Below are 20,586 nucleotides of genomic sequence, written 5' to 3'. Positions count from 1 at the left end.
AGCGGCTGTCAGGGCTTCAAGTAATCCAGTATGATCGCCTTCATAATGGCCAACTGTCGCTCTGGCTCTACTTCGGTCGGTAATAACAGCACGTTCTTCTGATACGAAAGCTTGCTTGAGAACAATCCGAACGCATTCACGACCGTGAGAAGGACATCTCGTGTGTCCAAGTCGCTACGCAAGGAGCCATCGTGTTCCCCTTGCTCTATAATCGAACAGAATACCTCATATATTCGGCGTCCCACCGTCTCGCTCTCCTCCAGCATTCCGTTCGACTGGCGGGAATAAGATACGTTCAAGTGCAAGTCCTCCATGAATTTGATGAAGGAGCTGCGATTTTTCTCCAGAAGTGATCTGAAATAATCGAACAGCTCCCCCATCTTCTCCAGGCAAGTTACAGGCCTATCCGCGATATTTTGAAAGCTATCCAGAATTTCTCCCATCATATTACTGGCGATGGCGGCCATTAAGCTCTCTTTATTGGCATAATATCTGAAGACGGTCGCCACTCCGATATGCGCTTCCTCTGCAATATCGTTCATTGTAGTAAATTCCGTCCCTTTGCGAAAGAACACCGTCTCTGCTGCTTGCAATATATGATGGGAGCGCTTCTTCTTTCTCTCTTCTCTTTCCCGCTTATAGCGTTCCTTTGGTCTCATTATGTCATCCTTCCCTACCTCGGCCTTTACTCCAAATTATACCCGTCAGCTCCAGGTCTCACAACAATTTGTCCAACACCTGCAGTCGTGATATAATAAGCTTACATAGTGATAGTTGAAACTATCACTATCAAATTGATTTACACATCTATCCTCAGGGAGGTTACATCTATGAATCGTCTTAAAGAAAAAGTAGCCATCGTCACAGGTGCAGGCAGCGGCATGGGATTGGAAGAGGCTAAGCTTCTGGCTCAGGAGGGCGCGACAGTCATCTTGACTGACATTAATGAAGACAACGTGATGAAAGCTGCATCCGACATTCAGGCTGCTGGTGGCCAAGCTATCGCTTATAAGCATGATGTCGCTTCTGAGGAACAATGGTCCACTATCGTTAACGAAGTGATGAGCAAATTCGGCAAGATTGACGTACTTGTGAACAATGCGGGAATCTCATTGGCAATCAGTATGTTGGAGTCGACGCTTGAGCAATGGAACAGGGTCATATCCATCAATATGACGAGCGTATTTCTCGGCATGAAACATGTCATCCCGCATATGATTGAGAGCAAGCAAGGCTCCATTATTAATATTTCCTCTATCGCAGGCTTAACCGGCGGTAGCGGCGCTGGTGCTTATACAGCTTCCAAAGGCGGTGTCCGACTTCTAAGTAAAGCGGCGGCGGTCGACTACGGAAAGTTCAACATCCGCGTCAATTCCGTGCATCCCGGCTTCATTACGACGCCTATGAGCGAGGAACTCATACAGAATGAGCAGATGCACCAATGGTTCCTGTCTCAGACCGCTCTTCCAAGAGTTGGCGAGGCTCCTGAAGTGGCGCAAGCCGTACTGTTCTTGGCTTCCGACGAATCTTCCTACATTACCGGCGCCGAGCTGGCTGTTGACGGCGGCGTAACGGCTAAATAAGAAGCAAACGGTCAAATGAGGACCACATATCCGACAGGAATCGGGTATGTGGTCCTCTTCTCATGGCCTTACTTTATCTCTACCATTATTCCTACGCTCTTATCGTCATCCCGGTGTATGGACTTACCGGTGACTTCCGATATCATTCGGTTCATGTGTCAGCTCTGTTGATGTCCGGCCATCTCTCGCGGATGTCGCTTGATCAGTTCCTCCGCTCCTTCGCTGCGGCCCGTCGCCTTCAGTCGTTCCACATATTGGGGAAGATGGCCTTTCGCATGGTAAGGTCCGCCTTCCTTCATAACAGTCCAGAGCGGATCAATATCATGTTCCATCGTACTCATCATCTCGTCATGCCACTCGTTCAAATAATAGACGGCCTCCCTGCACAGTTCCGGACGTTCATTCGCCAAGTTGTGTTGCTGGTGATAATCATCAACCAGATTGAACAACATTTCCTTCTCGAAGAGATGATAGCCATCGTGATAGGTGCGGATATAGATCCAGTCTCCGAATCGGACGCTACGCTGACATACATGAGCGCACTGTGAGACAACGAGAAAGTCCCGACCGGTATCCTCGCCTTTCAGAAGAGTGCGTGCATAACTTCTTCCATCCCATCTTGCGGCAGGCTTCGTTCCCATCACTTCCGCCATTGTAGGCAGTAGATCCAGATGGTAATGCAGTCCGTCGTCAGTCAAGCCTTCTTGCAATCCAGGGCCCTTTATAATCATCGGAATGCGGCAAGTGAAGTGATCAGCCGTGCCATGCTCGCCGTAAAGCCCCAACTCGCCCATGTTCTCGCCATGATCCGCGGTAATAATAATATACAGATCATCCAGCACCCCTTTGTTCTCCAGAGCTTGGAACAGCGCTCCGATATGCTCGTCCATATGCCGGATGCCGCAGTCATAGCCGTCAATCATCTTGCGCAGATCGGCCATGGACTTAATCTCTCCGGGATGGCGGGGGAACTGTGGGAATGTCGCATTGTCGTACATATTGATCTCGTTCGCTCCGTGCGGACCGACATGGCGTATATGCTGCTCCAGCACTTCTTCCGTAATCCACTCCGGAAGCGGATCATTCTGGAACGGATTGCCGAAAGACTCCGGCGCGCGGTATGGCGTATGCGGATCCCAGTAATTGACATAGAGCATCCAGTTGTCATCCGCCGCATTGCGATCGATCCAGTCCAGCACAATAGGATTCACTTCTTCGGCAGACTCCGCGCCGCCGCCGCCCTGATTGTATATTTCATTGAATCCGGCGTAGAACGTGAAGGCGGAATGCCGTTCTCCGAATGGACTAACCAGCGCCGTCCGCATGCCCGCCCTGCGGAACATGGACGGGAAGCTCTCCTTGTCCAGACTTGAGCGGAAGCTGCGGTTCGCCCCATCATGACGGACATCCGCACCGGTACCGCCATGTCCGACGACGCCGTTATGAATGCCGAATCTTCCTGTCATCAGCGCCGTTCGAGAAGGAAAACAAGGCGCATCCGACGTATAATAATGATTGAAGCGGACACCGCCCGCCGCAATCCGGTCAATATTGGGCGATGTGTTCCGATGATAACCATAACAGCCCAGATGATCGGGTCTTGTCGCATCCAAATCAAGAAGCAATACTCTCACTGTACATTTCCCCTTCCAACATGTAAATATAGAATAATGATAGTTTATATTTCCAGGCATCGTCTACGTACAATTCCAATAGCAATTGTACATTTCCATTCCTATGTATCCTGATTGACTGCATGTATCGAAGGAGGCGAAACGATGATTAACATTCATAGCGCAAACTATGACGATCGCATTCCCAATTGGCGGACGCACCCCGAAGTCATTCCATACCATATATTCGTGCTTGTACAGGACGGGAAAGTGCGATATGTGCTGAACGGAACGGAAATGATCGCAGAGCGAGGCGATTTTCTGTTTATACCGCAGGACACTCTTCGTGAAGGCAGCAATTATGAGGATACCCCCCATCAGAAGCATACCTTGCTATTTACAGTAGAGAACGATGACTGCGATGATCGAGTTATCCCTTACCTGAAGGAAGGGATAACTCGCAAAGTAAAAGTAACTGATTTCCAATATGTGCATAGCCGTTTCCGCCGCATGATTGAAGAATGGAGAGGGAGTAGACATTACCGCAAATGGGTATGCGAGGGCATCGTTCAGGAATTGATCGGCTTATTGGGGCAAGCGCTTGAGAATCCTGAGCTTGCGCCCAACAGAATGGTGTTCGCGGAGACAATTCACGCCTATTTGTTGAACCATTATCGCGAGCCGATCGAACTGGAGCAGCTGGCATCGCTCATTCAGCGCTCACCCGGCTACACAACAGCTCTGTTCAAAGAAGTGTACGGCCAGACACCCATTCGTTACATGCATCACCTGCGAATTTTGGAGGCCTGCAATCTGCTGAGCAATTCAGATTTGAACGTATCGGACATTTCCCAATATTTAGGCTATTATGATGCATCCTACTTCTTCCGCATGTTCAAGAGAATGACTGGAGTCACACCTTCGGACTATATGAGACAGCTATAGCAATGGGCGGATAAGCCTGCGATATGCGATATCGTGATGTCGCAGGCGCTTTGCACTTACCTTTCTTCCTGTTGCACCCGCGTGTTTTTCTCGGATCCTGTATGCTTCACTTTCAAGCGCACCGATATATCCTGAATCGTATCCTTTGCAATAAGCTTTTTATCGCTATAATGAATCTTTTTCCACAACCAGTTGTGATGGCGGAACATGAAGTATTCGAAATTATAGATATCGATCCCCTTCGTTCTTGCGTTTTCGTAGGTCTCCTGAATTTGTTTTGCAATGGCCTCCTCCGTCGCTTTCTCCAGCTCGTGCAGCTGCAGCATCTGATTCTTTGCACGATTCGTCATGTACCCTTGCGCTTTCAATTGGATCTCAAACCGCGGCTTCTCCGAATCCGACCGCATCGTTATGTGAGCTTTCGGCTTGTCTATAACGATGGCAACTATCGGTTTTTTCGCAGTGGGCACTTCAACCGCCGCTCTTACGGTCTGAGGCTGTATCCAGCGTAGTCCCTGCAACTGCTTGATCGGCATATAGCCCGTATACCGCTCATTCTCAAGGAAGATTGCTCCGTCAATCATCAGCTTCGGCTCCGTCTTCCCATTACTCCTCCAAGTTTCTCTGTTGATGGACAGCGTAGGTATGGCGGTCGTATAGCCCGGCTCGTTCACCTGGCTCATTAGTCGATGAAGCCGGATGGAATGAATCTGCGACGATTGAGTATAGATGCCTTCAGGGTCTTGAAGGACCGTGCTTAGCGGAGATTGCTCGTAGAATCCTCTCGCGTTTAATATATCTTCGATCGATGATCTCGTTCCGAATACCCATGGTGTCAAGCGAAATTCATAATAACGACTAAAACTGTCGTAGATCGAATCAATTCCTTGCTTAATGGCCGATTCATGAATAATGATAGCCGTCAAGTGCCCCCAATAAATTCTTTCCTGCGAAGTACGGTAGATATCAAAAAACGACTCCTCGAACGTTTCGCCGGTCCCTTTTCCTATCCATATTTTCGCAGGCTCCTTCTTGCCATCTGCTTGCTTCGCAATGGAAGGGAGGTTGACGAACTGGACGTAGCCGATGAACTTTCCTTCCTTGAAGTCAATCCCGATTGCGGTGGCATAATTCAATTTCTCGATATCCTTCGTATCCGTATCGCAGCTAACGATCAATAAAGCCGTCGCTGCAAAAACCGTCGCAATCAATATATACCGTCGCAATCCCGATTCACTCCTTCTTCTTCAGCATATCTGCGGCGAACCGCTTGCGCTTGAATGGATTGACCAGAAAGGCCGATAGCCATTCCCGGAAACGCAGTGACACAATCGGTTCCAGATAGGGGAATCCGTATGACACCAATCTGCACAAATAGATTAATATGGAAAACATGGCCAAAATAAATCCATATATCCCTAGATAGGCGGACACGACCATGATCAGCACTCTGAGCAAGCTGACGCTGCCGGAGAGCGACTGATTCACCAAAGCGAACGTAGCAACCGCAGAGACAGCGATTACCACGAGCAACGTCGGAGAAGCAAGACCCGCCCTAATAAGGGAATCTCCGATAATGAGACCGCCAACTATACCGATCGTCTGTCCGACCGCCTTCGGCAGTCTTATGCCCGCTTCCCTAAGCAGCTCGAATAAGAAGAGCAGCAGGAACGCTTCCAGGAACGTTGGCAGCGGTACGCCTTCGCGGGAAATAACGACGGTAGATACAAGTGAGAACGGAAGCTGGTCCAAATTGACGGTCGCAATCGCAATCCAGAAGCCAGGCAGCAAGATGCTGAGGATCAGACCGAACAATCGCAGCACCCGCTGTATCATAACAAAATAATAAGGAAAATGAGCATCCTCGGGTGATTTGAGTAACTCCGTGAAGTTGCTCGGACCAATCAGCACCATGGGGGATCCATCGACAATGGCGGCGAATCTGCCCCGAAGCAGCGTCTGGACGATAAAATCAGGCCGGCCTATGTAATCAATAAGCGGAACAAGCGAGAACGTTCTGTCAGCCAGCCACTGTTCTAATTGCCCACTGCTTAGCAAACTCTCTGTTTCAATCTTTTCGATGCGCTTTCTGACTTCCGTCACAATTTCCGGCTTAATTCTATCCTGCAAATACATCAGCGCTACACTTGTCTTGCTCAAGCTGCCCAGTACAAACTCCTCACAGAACAACAGTCCCGTATGCAGCCGTTTTCTGATCAGGGATATGTTCGTATAAATATCCTCTGTGAACGCATCCTTAGGTCCTTTAATGGATATTTCCGTATTGGATTCTTCAAGCGCGCGCTGGGGCACTTTCGACACGTCTACCGACCAGAAGTATCGTGATCCCTCCATATAGAGAACGAAACTTCCCGAGAACAATTCCTTCATCATCCCGTTAAAGGAAGAGACTTGTTCAATAAGCGGAAGTTCATGGTGTTCATCCGTTGTATTCTGGCTGTCCCGATGAGCTTCTGCATGCAAGACAAATTGGCATATGCGGACGAAGTATTCGTTCAACTGCACCTTGTCCGTCATCCCCTGACAGTATAAAGCGGTCAACTTGTTCGCCTTTTCCAGCTGAGGAAGGGGAGGAAAGTGAACGTCGGCATATAAATCAAGCTGCCGCTTTAACGCGGCCAGCGTCAATTCCCCTTCCTGAAGCAACGATTCCATACCCGCATACAGCATCTCTTCCTGCTGATTCTTGTTCATTTCTCCACTCCTTCTTTCTTGGGCCGGATGTAGGTTAAGCCGTAAAGAACGGCTACGAACAGCACACCGTACAGGAGCGACAACTTATAGTAATAGCGTTGCATGATGCTTTGAAACATAATATCACTTGGCTTGAGAAGAGAAGGCAGTGCCATGAGTAATGTTCCTCCGATGATGACGAACTGACGTGTCTTCGCTGACAACTGATTGCCGATCAACTCGCTCCATACATGAATGCATAGCGCCGCACGCACCAAGCTTCCCGCCATAAGCTGGAACGCAGCCAGGAAATCCACATGGTTGATATATCTGCCTATAATGACAAGCCGCCATTGTTCGAATGCAGGAAAGCGAAGATTGCTTGCCGCAGCAGGACCGAAGGCGGCTAATGATCCCATGCACGGTCCAAGAATCAAGCCTACAAGCAGAGACAGAATAACAAATATCGTACCATACTTGATCGGTTTCTCCATTCGGTGTTGCAGCATCAGCAGGGCAATAAGATCAATGCTGCCACCGAATATGACAACCCCTCCATACAAGTAAGGCATGTATCCGTCGGTGAAGAGAGGAAGCAGCAAGCCATAGTCCTTGCTCCCTTTGGTCATTAGCGACACGGCCACTCCCAGAATCCAGACGATGGGAAGCGTAACGGCCGCAACAAATACAATCGTCTTCAGCCCGGTTCTGGCTGCGCTGTATGCGACCAGCACGAAGCAGACAACAGTCACTTCAATAGGCGTATTGGGCAAGAAGTAAATGCTCACATTTTTGGTTGTATCGTAAACGATAATGAGACCCATCAACAAAAAATAGCAAGCCATCGTACCGCCGATCATCCAATATCCTGCACGTCCTGCTCGCGATCGCAACCATGGAATCATCGAAGTATGCTTCATGGACTTTATTACCTTGTGCAACAGCAAGCTCCATGCAATCAGAAATACATAAGTAACCAGAATGCTCATCCATGCATCTCGTCCAGCCGCTTGAAGCAGATGCGGAATGACGATAACATGATTGGATATGCCAAGCGAAAGTAATAATAGAAATGTGATTTGTTTATTAGAAAACGTTGCCTCCACTCCTATCCCCTCCTCATGATCCGGCACTTACAAATGTCACCCGATTCGACTCCGTTAACTTTCCCATTTTTGGATTTAATATGCTAAGGTGTAAGTTTCACACCTCCTCAATGTGCTCTTTTCATTTACAGCAAAAAAGCCTCCCCAACCGGCCTTCAGGCGGTTGGGGAGGCCTCTTCCATTCATCTATGATGTCAATTCCAGCGTTGCAAGGTTATTTAAACACTTTCCTGCGGTCTCTGTTCCAGAACTTTACCCACAAGTGTTCAGATTCGTCCCTATAAAACTTGATGCCTATTAGCTTCAATGGTGTCCATATTTCTTTGAAGTAAAAGTAAGGCATATATCCACCTCGCAATCTCCGAAAATAGTTCTATTATACCAAACTATCATTAGGTAATAGTACCCATATCAGTATAATGGAATTTATTCTTGCGAGCAACAAAAATTTGAAAATATGGCACAGCGTGAACTTACATATAGACATATACGCGACCGTTCTCCACTTCCACCTCGTAGCCTTGCAACTTCACATGCTCCGATACGATATGCTGACCCGTTCGTAGATCGAACTCCCAGCCATGCCACGGGCACTTAATCGTAATGATTCGCTCATCGCATTCATTTGCTGGTGAGACCGTTCCGAAAACCGGAAGACGTCTGTCGGATTCGCATATTGCTCCTTCGCAGACGGGAGCAGCGGCATGCGGACATCGATTGCGCCATGCGTAGAAGGAATCGCCTATTGCGAATACACCGATTTCATTGCCTTCGACCGAATAAATTACCAATCCTGCCCGCCTTATGACTTCAACCTCAGCAACTTCATACCGATTGACAATGCCTGTCATATCCCTCACACTCCCTCTCCAGTAACGACTAGGGTTCACGTTCATTGTAAGCGGAAACGTCACAGCATGCAACGTAGGCCCAGGCTGCAGCAGATAGAATAGACACAGCCCCCGACCGCCATTCACTCTCAGTTGGCGTTCGGGGGCTGTAGCCGCTATTTCCGATGGTTTTTCAATTCGGCCTCGAGCTTCTCCAGAAGCTCGACGACGTGTCTTGACGCTTGATCCATCTGCTCCAGCAGATCTTGCGCCTGCTCCTCAGCGCCTTGTTCCATGCACTCGGCCACTTGGCGGGCGATATGATGGATGGCGCGATGAGGCTCATCCAGCTGCTGGTATTGCGTCAAGGCTGCAATCGTTGACGTTCCCTTGTTCTTGTCATACCACTTGCCCAATCGGCACAGATGATGATCTCCGGCAGTCTCACCCTCCAGACGATGAAAGCCGAGAATGCTGTTGTACACCCACCAGCGCCATAGCATATGGTCCGTCTTGACCGTTCTGATCGTCTGAGCGTCGGATAACTCCGGCATATAGTGTAGAGAACGCTGACGAAGCTCGTTCACCTTCACACTCACCTGATAAATATCTTCCCCTGTACTTTTCGCATTTTGCCCGATTAGCTCCATCTGATTGAGCACTTCATGAATGCGAGAGGTAATATCATCAGTAGCAGCGGACTGCTGTTCCACGATCGCCGCAATATTGCTAGTCGAACCCCCAATCGACGTCACCTGTCCCATGATCTTGTCCAGACTGGTGATCGCTTCCTTGGACTGCTCCGCCTTCCCGCCCATCTCATCCGCCATTCTCTGCGTCTGCTTGCCGACGGCGCTGGCATTGCCCATCACTCTCTCGATCAAGCCTGCTATCTCTTCTACTGAATTCGTCGTCTGTTCCGATAGCTTGCGCACCTCGGACGCTACGACGGCAAAACCTCTTCCTTCTTCTCCCGCACGCGCCGCTTCGATAGATGCGTTAAGCGCAAGCAGCTTCGTCTGATCCGCCACCTCGCGGATAAGCTGGACGACTTCCGTTACATTGTTGATAGCCGCCATGAGCTCGTCGAATTGCGCTTGCGCCTCAGAGAATTGCTTCGCCATCGACATGAATCCGTTCAGCGACTCGTCAATAATGCTGCGCCCGACTCTGGCTTGTTCAATAAGCAGATCCGTATCCTCAGCCACCTGCACGGCATGATCCGCCACTTCCTGAATGGAAGCGGACAATTGCTCTGCCGCCGCGCTCACGCTGGTCGCCTCGTCCATGGATAAGTGAACGGACGCAAGCAGCGGCTTCACCTTATCCATACGGATCAATTCCTCCACAATCTCGCTGTTCGTCTCAATGAATTGAAATTCATGCGCCTGCTGATAGGCTTCCAGTGTAATCTGAGCATCAAGCGTCAACAATCGGTTCAGCGCTACAAGAATGGCCGCCGCTTCCTTCGCAGGGAACCGCTCTAATATAGACGGAACCATAAATTCATACACTCTTGTGAAGCTCCCGATATACCATTCAGGTGCTAGTCCGATCCGGCTATGCACCAGTCCGATGCGTATTCTGTACTGAACATAATCGTCGTCGATCGCCACGCGCGGGATTGATTTCAAGTAATCTACGAATGTTTGGGAGAGCCTCTCCCATGTACTGTTTTTCTCGACAATGCTACGCATGTCGGTTACTTCCGCCAGCAAGCCGTAATGGCGTTTTGTGATGCTCTCCGCTTGCTCTTCGATAATGCCATCCAGCTTTTTCAACTGCTTCACATCATCCGAAGTGATCTGCAGGAAGAACAACTTCTGGGCAAGCTTGTCATTAGCAGAAATATCGGAGCCAGAAATCGTTTTCAATTCTTTTCCTGAATAAGGTCTTTTTCTCAGTAGCATGGTAATCCTCCTGTATATGTCAGATCAAGCTGTTCATACGCTAGTTATTAGTATAGCTAATATATATATTGTCGGCTAATTATTTTTAAAAAATGATAGCTCAAACCAATTGCTCGACGCACTACGACACAATCCAGCATTTTTTTTGATTTCCGTATGTGAATCTAGTACTCTAGTATTAGATGGCACACCAAATGGAGGAGTCGGAAAACCACGATGAACAACACCAGTGTAAAGAAGAAGTTGCGTTTAACTATTCGTAAAAAACTTTTAGGCATGTCACTTATATTACTGGTCGTACCGATTGTATCTTTAGGTCTTGTGTCCTATAAGGTTTCAGTGGACGAGACAGACGCGCTAATTGAGAGCAAGCTGGATTTGAGCGTCAATATGATTCTCCAGATGATTGCGAATATGGACAAGTCTGTGCAAGCCGGATTCTTAACAGAAGAAGAAGCCAAGGAGCAAGTTACCGCGATGATGCTGGGCGATCTGCAGGATGACGGCACTCGGCCAATCAACAAGAACATCGACTTGGGACCTAACGGTTACTTTTTCGTTATCGACGAGCAAGGAACTCTGCTCGCACATCCACGAAAGGAAAAAGAGAACATCTGGAACAGCGCATCCAACGGTGTTCACTACATTCAGGAATTAATCAAAACCGCAATGGAAGGAGGGGGCGTCACTTATTACCAATGGCCACTCCCCCATAAAGACGGAACGGACAATGAGGAAGGGAAAGAAGCGCTAAAAGTGTCTTATGCAAAGCTAGCGCCTGAATGGGGTTGGATTGTCGCAACAAGTTCCTATATGCAGGACTACGATGCAGGTCAGAAAACGATATTCAAAAGTATCCTGACTACACTTGGAATCTGTCTGGCAATAGGAACGATCGGTATCCTTCTGTTCGCCCAGCATATCGCTCGTCCGATCAAGGAGATTACACAGCGCGCTGAGCAAATCGCGCAAGGCGATCTGCGTGGAGAGGAACTGCATATTCGCAATCGGGACGAAGTAGGCATGCTGGGACAATCCTTCAATCAGCTGACTATGAGTGTTCGTCAACTGGTTGGCAATCTGTCGCTCAGCTCCAATATTCTGGCCTCATCAGCTAATCAACTGTCCCAGACGATTAGCAGCACTACCGAAGCGATTCAACAGACTTCCGCATCCATAGCCAATGTAGCCATGGGCAATGAATCGCAAGCACAGTCCACGGAAGAGACTTCCCGCGCCATGGAAGAGATGGCTACGGGCATCGGACGTGTGGCTGACGCATCAAGCGAAGCGTACGAACTCTCGGTACAGACACTTCAGGAAGCAGAACAGGGCAATGCGCTTATACAACAGTCCACCGGACAGATGAATGAAATTAATGTGACGATGCATGATCTGGAATCGGTCGTCTCGCAATTAAACGGGCAGTCCGAGCAAATTACTGAAATCGTCGGTACGATTCAAGAGATATCCGGACAGACCAATCTGCTGGCGCTGAACGCCGCCATAGAAGCCGCGAGATCTGGCGAACATGGTCGTGGCTTCGCCGTTGTAGCCGGCGAGATTCGCAAACTTGCCACGAGGACGAACGAGTCTGTGGAACAGATTGCCTCCCTTATCGATGGAGTAAGAGTGGGCATCGACGCTACCTATCTGTCCATGCAGAAGGGACGGTCAGAGGTGGAAGCCGGCGTGCAATCGATCAGCCGCACAGGAGAAGGATTCGCGCGAATCGTTACCGCTACGGAAACCATTGTCACCCAGATACAAGAGGCTTCTGCCGCCGCAGAACAAATGTCCGCAGGCACGGAAGAAGTAACGGCTTCGATCCATGAGATTGAGAAGGTGGCGCTTCAAGCCGCAGGCGAAGCGCAGACTGTATCCGCATCAGCGGAGGAGCAGCTGGCTGCCATGGAAGAGATCTCCAGTTCCGCCGGCAAGCTGCGCGACATGTCGCAACAAATGCAGGCCATCGTCAACCAATTCAAAATCGGATAAACCGCCGCCAATCTATCATGACCTGCTCCCCCTTCTCATATAATGTCTCATACAGGATGAGGAGGGGGCGGAATGAATGAACGGCTTGCTTCATCATACGGAGAGCGAGATCGAGCGCCTGACCGCAGAACTGCTGCATCAGCAGCAGTCTGACGGATCATGGCGCTTCTGCTTTGACAACGGTACGACGATCGACGCCTTGTTCATCATCTTGCTGCGGTCGCTTGAGAACGATAAGTATGAGCCTCTTGTTCGCAGGCTGCATGACCGCATCGTCCGCCGCCAGCGACAAGACGGCGGTTGGAGCCTTTATGAGGATGAGGCAGCCGGTAATCTATCGTCGTCCGTAGATGCATATTATGCGCTATTATACTCCGGCTACAGCAGCCATGACGACGGGCATATGCGTCTTGGTCGCCGCTTCATTACGGCGGGCGGCGGTATCGGCGGCGTTACCAGCGTGCTGAGCAAGACAATTCTTGCCGCTACGGGGCAGCGGCCGTGGCCGAAGTCGATCAATCTGATTCCACTGCCGCTCGTATTGTTCCCTCCCTCCTTCCCCGTCAGTCTGTACGACTTCTCCAGCTATGCCAGAATCCATCTCGTTCCGATGCTCGTTATGGCTGAGAGCAAGCTGGCATTGCGGACGGAGACGACTCCCGATCTGTCGCATCTCTTGGCGCTTGACGCCCCTGCCATGAACGATACGGATGCTCAAGCTCGCGATATTGCAGCCAATATGCAAGCCGGGCTGAGCAGACTGATTGGCCGACCGGCTCTTATTCGCGAGACGGCCATCAAGCGAGCAGAGCAATTCATGCTGGACCGAATAGAAGTGGACGGAACGCTATACAGCTACGCAAGCTGCACGATCCTGATGATCTTCGCCTTGGTGGCTCTTGGCTACGAGAACGATCATCCTGTTATTACGAAGGCTGTAGCCGGCTTGGCGGCGATGCGTTGCAAGGCGCATGGCGACACGTCGACCATACAGAATTCACCTTCTGCCATATGGGACACCGCACTGCTGTCTCACGCTCTGCAAGAAGCGGGACTGCCTCCGGACCATGAGGCGATTGTACGATCGCGTGGCTTTCTGCTTCGTCTGCAGCATCGGATTCGGGGAGATTGGAGCGTTCGCAACCCCAATGCCGAGCCCGGCGGATGGGGGTTCTCGGAGAGTAATACGATTCACCCCGACGTCGACGACACCACCGCGGCTCTGCGTGCCATTCATTCTTCCCGCCATAGCTCGGCGCGCAATCGGGAAGCATGGAACAGAGGCTTGGCATGGGTGCTGTCGATGCAGAATAAGGACGGCGGGTGGGGAGCATTCGAGAAGAACAACGACAAGCAATTACTTACCTTGCTACCGATAGACGGAGCCAAGGCAGCGGCAATTGACCCTTCGATTCCCGACTTGACGGGCCGCACGCTGGAATATTTGGGGCGGTATGCGGGACTGGATATCCGGCATTCCTTCATTCGACGGGGAATGGAATGGCTGATTCGGCATCAGGAGAAGGACGGTTCGTGGTATGGACGCTGGGGAATATGCTATATCTATGGCACATGGGCGGCATTGACGGGGATGAGAGCTGCAGGCGTTCCCGCCGGACACGACTCTATCGCAAGAGGAACGGAGTGGCTGCTGCGTATCCAGAACGAGGATGGCGGATGGGGAGAGTCTTGCAGCAGCGATGCGCGAAGGCGCTATGTCCCGCTTGGCGGCAGCACGCCTTCCCAGACAGCCTGGGCGCTGGACGCGCTTATGGCATGCCGGGAGCAGCCCGCTCATGCCATTCATCGAGGGGTTGGCCGATTGATAGCATTACTGCGCGAGCACGATTGGAGGACGGTCTACCCTACCGGAGCAGGCCTTCCCGGCCACTTCTACGCCCATTATGAGAGCTATCGCGTCATATGGCCTCTATTGGCGCTGTGCCGCTACAGAAATCTTGCCACGCTGTAGGCAGGCAGAATGCTGGTCACCTTTGCCATTATGGCATAACAAGAACGCCAATGCGGAATTCTCTCCCCATTGGCGTTCTTGTTATCAGAGCTGCGTCTTATATGCTCCACCGTATATTTAACGCCTTCCCGTCCATATCCACTCTACCGGTTACGCTGTAAAGCAATGGGGAGAACGAAGGCCATCCTCTTCTACTCTGGCAATTCCGTCTTGGCGATCTTGTCATCCAATGCTTCGTACTCGCCGTAGCGCAGCAAGTCGTACAACTCCTTGCGCGTCTGCATATGCTGTACCGACGCAGACTGCGTGCCGTTGTCGGCAATCTGACGGAATACACGTTCATAAGCCTTCGCCGCTACCCTTATCGAAGTGACGGGATAGATAACCATCTGATACCCCCAACTGGCGAATTGCTCTGCGGTGTATAGCGGCGTCCGGCCGAATTCCGTCATATTCGCCAAGAGCGGCATATGAATCGCGGCACGGAAAGCGTGGTATTCCGCTTCATTCTCCAACGCTTCCGGGAAGATGCCGTCCGCCCCTGCCGCAGCATAACGCCTTACGCGATTCACCGCAGCCTCGATCCCTTCCACTCCCCTTGCATCCGTCCGTGCAATAACGAACAGCTCCGGACTCACCTCTTTGATTACCTGAATTTTTCGCACCATCTCTTCAGTCGGGATAAGTCGCTTCCCGTTCAGATGCCCGCACTTCTTCGGCAGCTCCTGATCCTCAATCTGTACAGCGGCCACCCCCGCCTCGACCATCTCCTTGGCCGTCCGGGCGGCGTGCAGCACGCCGCCGAAGCCGGTATCGATATCGACGAGCAGCGGCAAGCCCGATGCGCGTATCAGCTCGCGTGCGCGTTCCGCCACCTCATTGGAATAGACGATGCCGATGTCCGGCAAGCCTCTGCTTGCCGTATAAGCGGCTCCCGACAAGTAGAGAGCTTGGAATCCCGCACGCTTTGCCGCCTTGGCGACCAGTCCGTCATGCGCGCCGGGTATTCTCACACATGCGCCCGCCGCCGTCACCAACTGCCGGAATTCGCTCGCAAGCTCTCGCTGCTCCCGCTGCTTCTCAACTAGCCAGCCCATAGGCGCCTCCTCGATGCGACAACACACATCTCCTCCTCTATTCGCGCTTCATTCTGACCGATAACGTTCATATGACCAGCATATCCATAAACTTGTTCACGGGCATAGCTTTCAATCGCTCCAGCTCGAAGCCTTGCCGCATAATCGTCGCCGTCCTCTTGCGGGGAAATCTCGTTAGCAAGCTGGCCTCACACTTCTCCACCACCTTTGGCATTCCTTCATCGCGGCGCTTGCGATGACCGATCGGGTATTCGCACTCTACCTTCTCTGTTGCGCTGCCATCCTGGTAATCAATTTGCAGCGCGTTGGCGATGGATCGTTTGTTGTCATCCAGATAATCTCGGCTGTAGCCTTCATCGTGCTCGATGATCATCTTCTCCCTTAACGCATCAATTCTGGGGTCGGCGGCGACTTCATCCTCATAATGCTCCGCCGTCAAGCAGCCGTAGAGAAGAGCGACGGCGACCATATACTGCAAGCAATGATCCCGATCCGCCGGATTGTAGAGCGGGCCTTTCTTGTCGATAATGCGAATCGCCGACTGATGAGTCGTAATGGTGATCCGGCTAATATCCGCCAAGCGCTCCTTCACCGTCCCGTGCAGCTTGAACGCACATTCAACGGCAGTCTGCGCATGAAATTCGGCAGGGAACGATACTTTGAACAGCACATTCTCCATCACATACGTGCCCAGAGGACGAGCAAGCGCAAGCGTGTTCCCTTGGAACAGCACATCCTGGAATCCCCACCCCGGTGCCGAGAGCGGCGTATGATACCCCATCTCCCCTTGCAGTGTCATGAGAGCCAGCCTGACGCCCCGGCTTGTCGCATCGCCGGCCGCCCAAGACTTGCGGGAGCCCGTATTGGGCGCGTGGCGGTAAGCTCTCAGTGATCCCCCGTCCAGCCACGCATGTGACAGCGCATCCGCAACCTCCTCCTCCGTGCCGCCAAGCAAGTATGCCGATAGGGCTGTGGAAGCGATTTTCACGAAAAGGACATGGTCGAGCCCTACACGGTTCAAGGAATTGTTCAACGCCAGCACGCCTTGAATTTCATGCGCCTTCACAGCGGCATCCAGCACATCCTTCATGCAGAGCGGCGAGCCGCCTTCCGCAATCCTTATGCGGCTAACATAGTCCGCAACGGCGAGAATACTTCCCAGATTGTCAGAAGGATGTCCCCATTCCGCCGCCAGCCAGGTGTCGTTATAATCCAGCCAACGAATCATGCAGCCTATATTGAATGCAGCATGCACGGGGTCCAGCTGGTAGGTTGTACCCGGCACGCGCGCTCCGCCATCCAGCTCTGCGCCTGGCACGACAGGCCCAATATGCTTGGCGCATTCCGGATATCTGAGGGCCAGCACAGCCGTTCCGATGGAATCCATCAGCACGTATTGTGCGATCCGCTGCGCTTCTTCGCTCTTCACTTCATACCTGCAGACGTATTCGGCGATCTCTTCAAGCAACCGATCTCTTCCCGTCTTCACCTGTCTCTCCTCCTCTATCTCTTCTCCTCCGCTTGCCTCCTGACCAGCAAGGGCAAGGTCTAGGGATGCAGACCTCTCGGTCCCATATAGCGCACCCGAGGCCGGAATAACCGGTTATGATCATGCTGCTCCATGACATGCGCGCATATACCAGCGGTACGCGCCGCCAGGAACACAGGAGTGAACAGCGGAATGGGAATACGGAGAAGGTCGTACACGGGAGCCGCATAATAGTCTAGATTAGGGTACAGCCCTTTCTCCTTAAGCATAACCGCTTCGCCTGCAATACACTTATCGTACAAGTCCCGCCGCCCCCTCGCTTGAGCAAGCTTCTCCAACGAGGCTTTCATAAGTACGGCTCTGGGGTCCGGCTTGCGCATATACACGCGATGTCCGAATCCCATAATCCGCTCCTTGCGCGCCAGCTTGGACAGCATCAGGCGCTCCAATTCATCCGGCGTACCTGCTTCCAGCAGCATGTACATGACCGCCTCATTGGCACCGCCGTGCAGGTACCCCTTCAACGACGCCACTGCCCCCGCCAAGGCGCCGTACATATCGGACATCGTCGAGGCGATTACCCGAGCGGCGAACGTCGAGTTGGGCATCTCGTGCTCGCTGTATACGATGAGAGATTGGTCGAATATGCGCTCCTCCAGCGCATTGGGCTTAGTCCCCGTCAGCATGTACAGGAAGTTGCCCGCATAGGACAGATCGTTGCGCGGTACTCGTACAAACTGTCCGCTTGCCGCCCGCGTACCATTGGCGACAAGCTGCGGAATTTTGGCGAGCAATGATATCGCCTTGCGTCTATTCGCGTCCGTTGAATGATCCTCCAGTTCCTTATCGAATGCGGCAAGAGCCGATATGCCGGTACGCAGCAAGTCCATCCGGTTCACTTCCTCCGGCATCGCACTCAGCATGTCGTACAGCGCTTGCGGCATTTCGTATTCATCCGCCAGCTTGCGCTCGAGCTCTTGCCGTCCGCCCGCATCGGGCAGCGATCCGTTCAGTAGCAACTCGGCGACATCCACATAGGCGACTTGCTGCGCCAGTTCAATAAGCTCATAGCCGCGCAAGACGATTTCTTCCCTGTCCACATCCAAATAAGAGATGGCCGTTTCACTTGCGATCACATTCTCCAATCCCGGCACATACGATGGGTCCGACATAGCGATACACTCCTCTCGCATATGATCTCAAGCTCGGCACTTCCAACACATCCATTCTGGCCCCGTCCCGCGCGCCCTCCGTACAACTCCCGAAGCCCCGACCTGACCTCCTCTTCCTACTCCTTCAATAAATGCTTCGCAATGACCAGCCGCTGAATTTCATTCGTACCTTCATAAATTTGCGTCACCTTCGAATCGCGAAACAGCCTCTCCGCAGGATAATCCCGCATGTAGCCGTAGCCGCCATAGATTTGCACAGCTTCTGTAGCGGCCTCCATCGCCATATCGGAGCAATATCGCTTCGCCATGGCCGCTTCCTTCCCGCAGGGCAAGCCTTTGTTCCTGAGAGCCGCAGCCCTGTACAACAGCAGCTTGGCCGCTTCGATCCCTGTGGCCATATCCGCCAGCTTGAACGAGATGGCCTGATGCTCCGCAATCGGTCTCCCGAACTGGCGCCGCTGCTTCGCATAGGTCAGCGAGCAGGAGAGCGCCGCTTCCGCAATACCCGCAGCCTGAGCGGCAATGCCGATTCGGCCTCCTTCCAGATTGTCCAGCGCAATGCGGAAGCCCTCCCCCTCATTCCCTAGCAGTTGATCTGCCGGCACTTCTGCATTGTCGAATAGTAGCTCGGTCGTGCTGGAGCCGTGCAAGCCCAGCTTCTTCTCCCGTTTGCCGACGGTAAATCCGGGCGTGCCCTTCTCCACGATAAATGCCGAGATGCCCTTCGTCCCTTTGGAACGGTCTGTAACAGCAAAGGTGATGTACGTATCCGCATAACCTCCGTTCGTCACAAACACCTTGGAGCCGTTCAGTCTGTAGCCGTCGCCTTGCCTCACCGCCGTCATGCGTATGCTGCCGGAGTCGGAGCCGGCATGCGGCTCCGTAAGCGCGAATGCACCCAGCATTTCTCCTGTTGCTAGCTTGGGTACATACGCCTTCTTCTGCTTGTCGCTGCCGTACTGCAAGATGGGGTTCGTACCGACAGAGCTGTGGACGGACAAGATGACTCCTGCCGCTGCGCTCACTTTGGAAATCTCATGAATCGCAATGACGACAGACAAAAAATCGGCTCCGGCTCCCCCGAACTTCTCCGGGACGGCTATTCCCGTCAAGCCCAACTCCCCCATCTTGCGAAACAGTGCCATCGGAAATTCATCCTTCTCCTCCATCGCAGCGATACAGGGAGCAACCTCCCGTCTGGCAAAATCGCGAGCCATCGCTCTTACCGCTTCATGCTCACCTGTGAATGACAGCTCCATCGCACTCACTTCCTCTGCGGGTTATTCGTAGATGTAAAATCCACGTCCGGACTTTCTGCCCAACCAGCCTGCCTGCACGTATTGCCTCAGAAGCGGACATGGGCGATATTTGGAATCGCCGAATCCTTCGTGCAGTACCTCCATAATGGACAGACAAGTATCCAATCCGATCAGGTCGGCAAGCGCGAGCGGACCCATAGGATGATTCATGCCAAGCTTCAATATCCGATCCACTGCTTCAGGAGTCGCTACGCCTTCGTACACGCAGAATACCGCTTCATTGATCATGGGCAGCAGGACACGATTGGATACGAACCCCGGGCAGTCGTTCACCGCAACGGGCGTCTTGCCCATAAGCGCTGCCAATTCCATTACCTCATCGTAGGTTTCATCGGAAGTGGCAAGTCCGCGAACGACCTCCACAAGCGGCATGACCGGTACCGGGTTCATAAAGTGCATGCCGATGACCTTGTCGGCTCTATACGTTGCCGCTCCCAGCTCCGTAATCGGCAGAGACGACGTATTGCTGGCCAGAATCGTCCGAGGCGGGCATATCCGGTCCAATTGCCGCAGCAGCTTCAGCTTCTCCTCTTTCTGTTCAACGATTGCTTCAATGATCATCTCCGCTTGCGCGGCTGCCTTTATATCCGTCGTTACGACGATGCGATTGAGCATGGCTGAGTTGTCTTCCGCGCTCCTTCTCCCCTTCTCTGCCTCCCTGGCTGCATTTTGCGCCATTCGATCGTATGCGCGCTGCAGCGCTTGTGCATCTCTATCCTGCAGAATTACTTCCGTTCCTGCTGCAGCCGCCACTTGCGCGATACCACTTCCCATCTGACCCGCCCCCACTACCATCAGCATGCGGATAGCCATAGACCGCCTCCTCTCGCACAAAGTTCCCGCTACTTGATGACGACC

The 20,586-nt window shown here is 52.1% G+C and carries 16 protein-coding genes; 4 read left to right on the top strand and 12 right to left on the bottom strand.

Features of this window, described 5'->3' with window-relative positions:
• Nucleotides 1–8: 8 nt before the first annotated feature.
• Nucleotides 9–659 (bottom strand): TetR/AcrR family transcriptional regulator, encoded by a 651-nt coding sequence (locus tag ACFQ2I_RS03600; protein ID WP_377562243.1) that lies wholly within the window; start codon nucleotides 657–659, stop codon nucleotides 9–11.
• A gap of 171 nt (nucleotides 660–830) precedes the next feature.
• Here ACFQ2I_RS03600 and ACFQ2I_RS03595 point away from each other — a divergent pair, with 171 nt between their 5' ends.
• Nucleotides 831–1,583, top strand: coding sequence for an SDR family NAD(P)-dependent oxidoreductase (locus tag ACFQ2I_RS03595; protein WP_377562242.1), 753 nt, complete (start codon nucleotides 831–833; stop codon nucleotides 1,581–1,583).
• 158 nt (nucleotides 1,584–1,741) lie between these two features.
• Here the strand turns inward: ACFQ2I_RS03595 and ACFQ2I_RS03590 are convergent, their stop codons facing one another.
• Complete coding sequence (locus ACFQ2I_RS03590) at nucleotides 1,742–3,217, bottom strand: sulfatase family protein (protein WP_377562241.1); 1,476 nt, start codon at nucleotides 3,215–3,217, stop codon at nucleotides 1,742–1,744.
• Between the two features lie 144 nt (nucleotides 3,218–3,361).
• On the opposite strand from ACFQ2I_RS03590, the gene ACFQ2I_RS03585 reads away from it, so the two are divergent.
• The gene (locus ACFQ2I_RS03585; protein WP_377562240.1) at nucleotides 3,362–4,141 is read left to right on the top strand and encodes a helix-turn-helix domain-containing protein; all 780 of its coding nucleotides are present in this window, start codon (nucleotides 3,362–3,364) and stop codon (nucleotides 4,139–4,141) included.
• Between the two features lie 56 nt (nucleotides 4,142–4,197).
• Here the strand turns inward: ACFQ2I_RS03585 and ACFQ2I_RS03580 are convergent, their stop codons facing one another.
• The 5 genes from ACFQ2I_RS03580 to ACFQ2I_RS03560 form a co-directional block, all read right to left on the bottom strand.
• Complete coding sequence (locus ACFQ2I_RS03580) at nucleotides 4,198–5,367, bottom strand: Ger(x)C family spore germination protein (RefSeq protein WP_377562239.1); 1,170 nt, start codon at nucleotides 5,365–5,367, stop codon at nucleotides 4,198–4,200.
• A gap of 7 nt (nucleotides 5,368–5,374) precedes the next feature.
• Nucleotides 5,375–6,856 carry a spore germination protein gene (locus ACFQ2I_RS03575; protein ID WP_377562237.1) on the bottom strand — a complete coding sequence of 494 codons (1,482 nt, stop codon included), beginning with the start codon at nucleotides 6,854–6,856 and terminating at the stop codon, nucleotides 5,375–5,377.
• Nucleotides 6,853–7,941 carry a GerAB/ArcD/ProY family transporter gene (locus ACFQ2I_RS03570; RefSeq protein WP_377562236.1) on the bottom strand — a complete coding sequence of 363 codons (1,089 nt, stop codon included), beginning with the start codon at nucleotides 7,939–7,941 and terminating at the stop codon, nucleotides 6,853–6,855. The genes ACFQ2I_RS03575 and ACFQ2I_RS03570 overlap by 4 nt, the downstream gene beginning before the upstream one ends.
• Nucleotides 7,942–8,414: 473 nt before the next feature.
• Nucleotides 8,415–8,792, bottom strand: coding sequence for a Rieske (2Fe-2S) protein (locus tag ACFQ2I_RS03565; protein ID WP_377562235.1), 378 nt, complete (start codon nucleotides 8,790–8,792; stop codon nucleotides 8,415–8,417).
• 155 nt (nucleotides 8,793–8,947) lie between these two features.
• Nucleotides 8,948–10,681: a methyl-accepting chemotaxis protein gene (locus ACFQ2I_RS03560; protein ID WP_377562234.1), complete on the bottom strand. Its 1,734-nt coding sequence runs from the start codon at nucleotides 10,679–10,681 to the stop codon at nucleotides 8,948–8,950.
• A gap of 216 nt (nucleotides 10,682–10,897) precedes the next feature.
• Between ACFQ2I_RS03560 and ACFQ2I_RS03555 the strand changes: the two genes are divergently transcribed.
• On the top strand, nucleotides 10,898–12,679 hold the full coding sequence (locus tag ACFQ2I_RS03555) for a methyl-accepting chemotaxis protein (RefSeq protein ID WP_377562232.1): 1,782 nt from the start codon (nucleotides 10,898–10,900) through the stop codon (nucleotides 12,677–12,679).
• 76 nt (nucleotides 12,680–12,755) lie between these two features.
• Complete coding sequence (shc, locus tag ACFQ2I_RS03550; RefSeq protein WP_377562231.1) at nucleotides 12,756–14,651, top strand: squalene--hopene cyclase; 1,896 nt, start codon at nucleotides 12,756–12,758, stop codon at nucleotides 14,649–14,651.
• Nucleotides 14,652–14,842: 191 nt separating this feature from the next.
• Here the strand turns inward: shc and prpB are convergent, their stop codons facing one another.
• From prpB to ACFQ2I_RS03525, 5 genes are all read right to left on the bottom strand, one after another.
• Nucleotides 14,843–15,748 (bottom strand): methylisocitrate lyase, encoded by a 906-nt coding sequence (gene prpB / locus ACFQ2I_RS03545; protein WP_377562230.1) that lies wholly within the window; start codon nucleotides 15,746–15,748, stop codon nucleotides 14,843–14,845.
• 67 nt (nucleotides 15,749–15,815) lie between these two features.
• Nucleotides 15,816–17,237 (bottom strand): bifunctional 2-methylcitrate dehydratase/aconitate hydratase, encoded by a 1,422-nt coding sequence (locus tag ACFQ2I_RS03540; RefSeq protein ID WP_377562229.1) that lies wholly within the window; start codon nucleotides 17,235–17,237, stop codon nucleotides 15,816–15,818.
• A gap of 59 nt (nucleotides 17,238–17,296) precedes the next feature.
• A complete protein-coding gene (gene mmgD / locus ACFQ2I_RS03535) occupies nucleotides 17,297–18,409 on the bottom strand; it encodes a citrate synthase (RefSeq protein WP_377562228.1) in 1,113 nt (370 codons plus the stop codon).
• Between the two features lie 116 nt (nucleotides 18,410–18,525).
• The gene (locus tag ACFQ2I_RS03530; protein ID WP_377562227.1) at nucleotides 18,526–19,668 is read right to left on the bottom strand and encodes an acyl-CoA dehydrogenase; all 1,143 of its coding nucleotides are present in this window, start codon (nucleotides 19,666–19,668) and stop codon (nucleotides 18,526–18,528) included.
• 21 nt (nucleotides 19,669–19,689) lie between these two features.
• Entirely contained in the window at nucleotides 19,690–20,541 is an 852-nt protein-coding gene (locus ACFQ2I_RS03525; protein WP_377562225.1) for a 3-hydroxybutyryl-CoA dehydrogenase, read from the bottom strand.
• Nucleotides 20,542–20,586: the final 45 nt, after the last annotated feature.

The sequence above is a fragment of the Paenibacillus chungangensis genome, from assembly GCF_042675905.1.
In the GTDB taxonomy this organism is placed as follows: Bacteria; Bacillota; Bacilli; order Paenibacillales; family Paenibacillaceae; genus Pristimantibacillus; species Pristimantibacillus chungangensis.
Note: the sequence above shows the minus strand (reverse complement) of the source record. Positions and strands in the feature narration are given on the sequence as shown.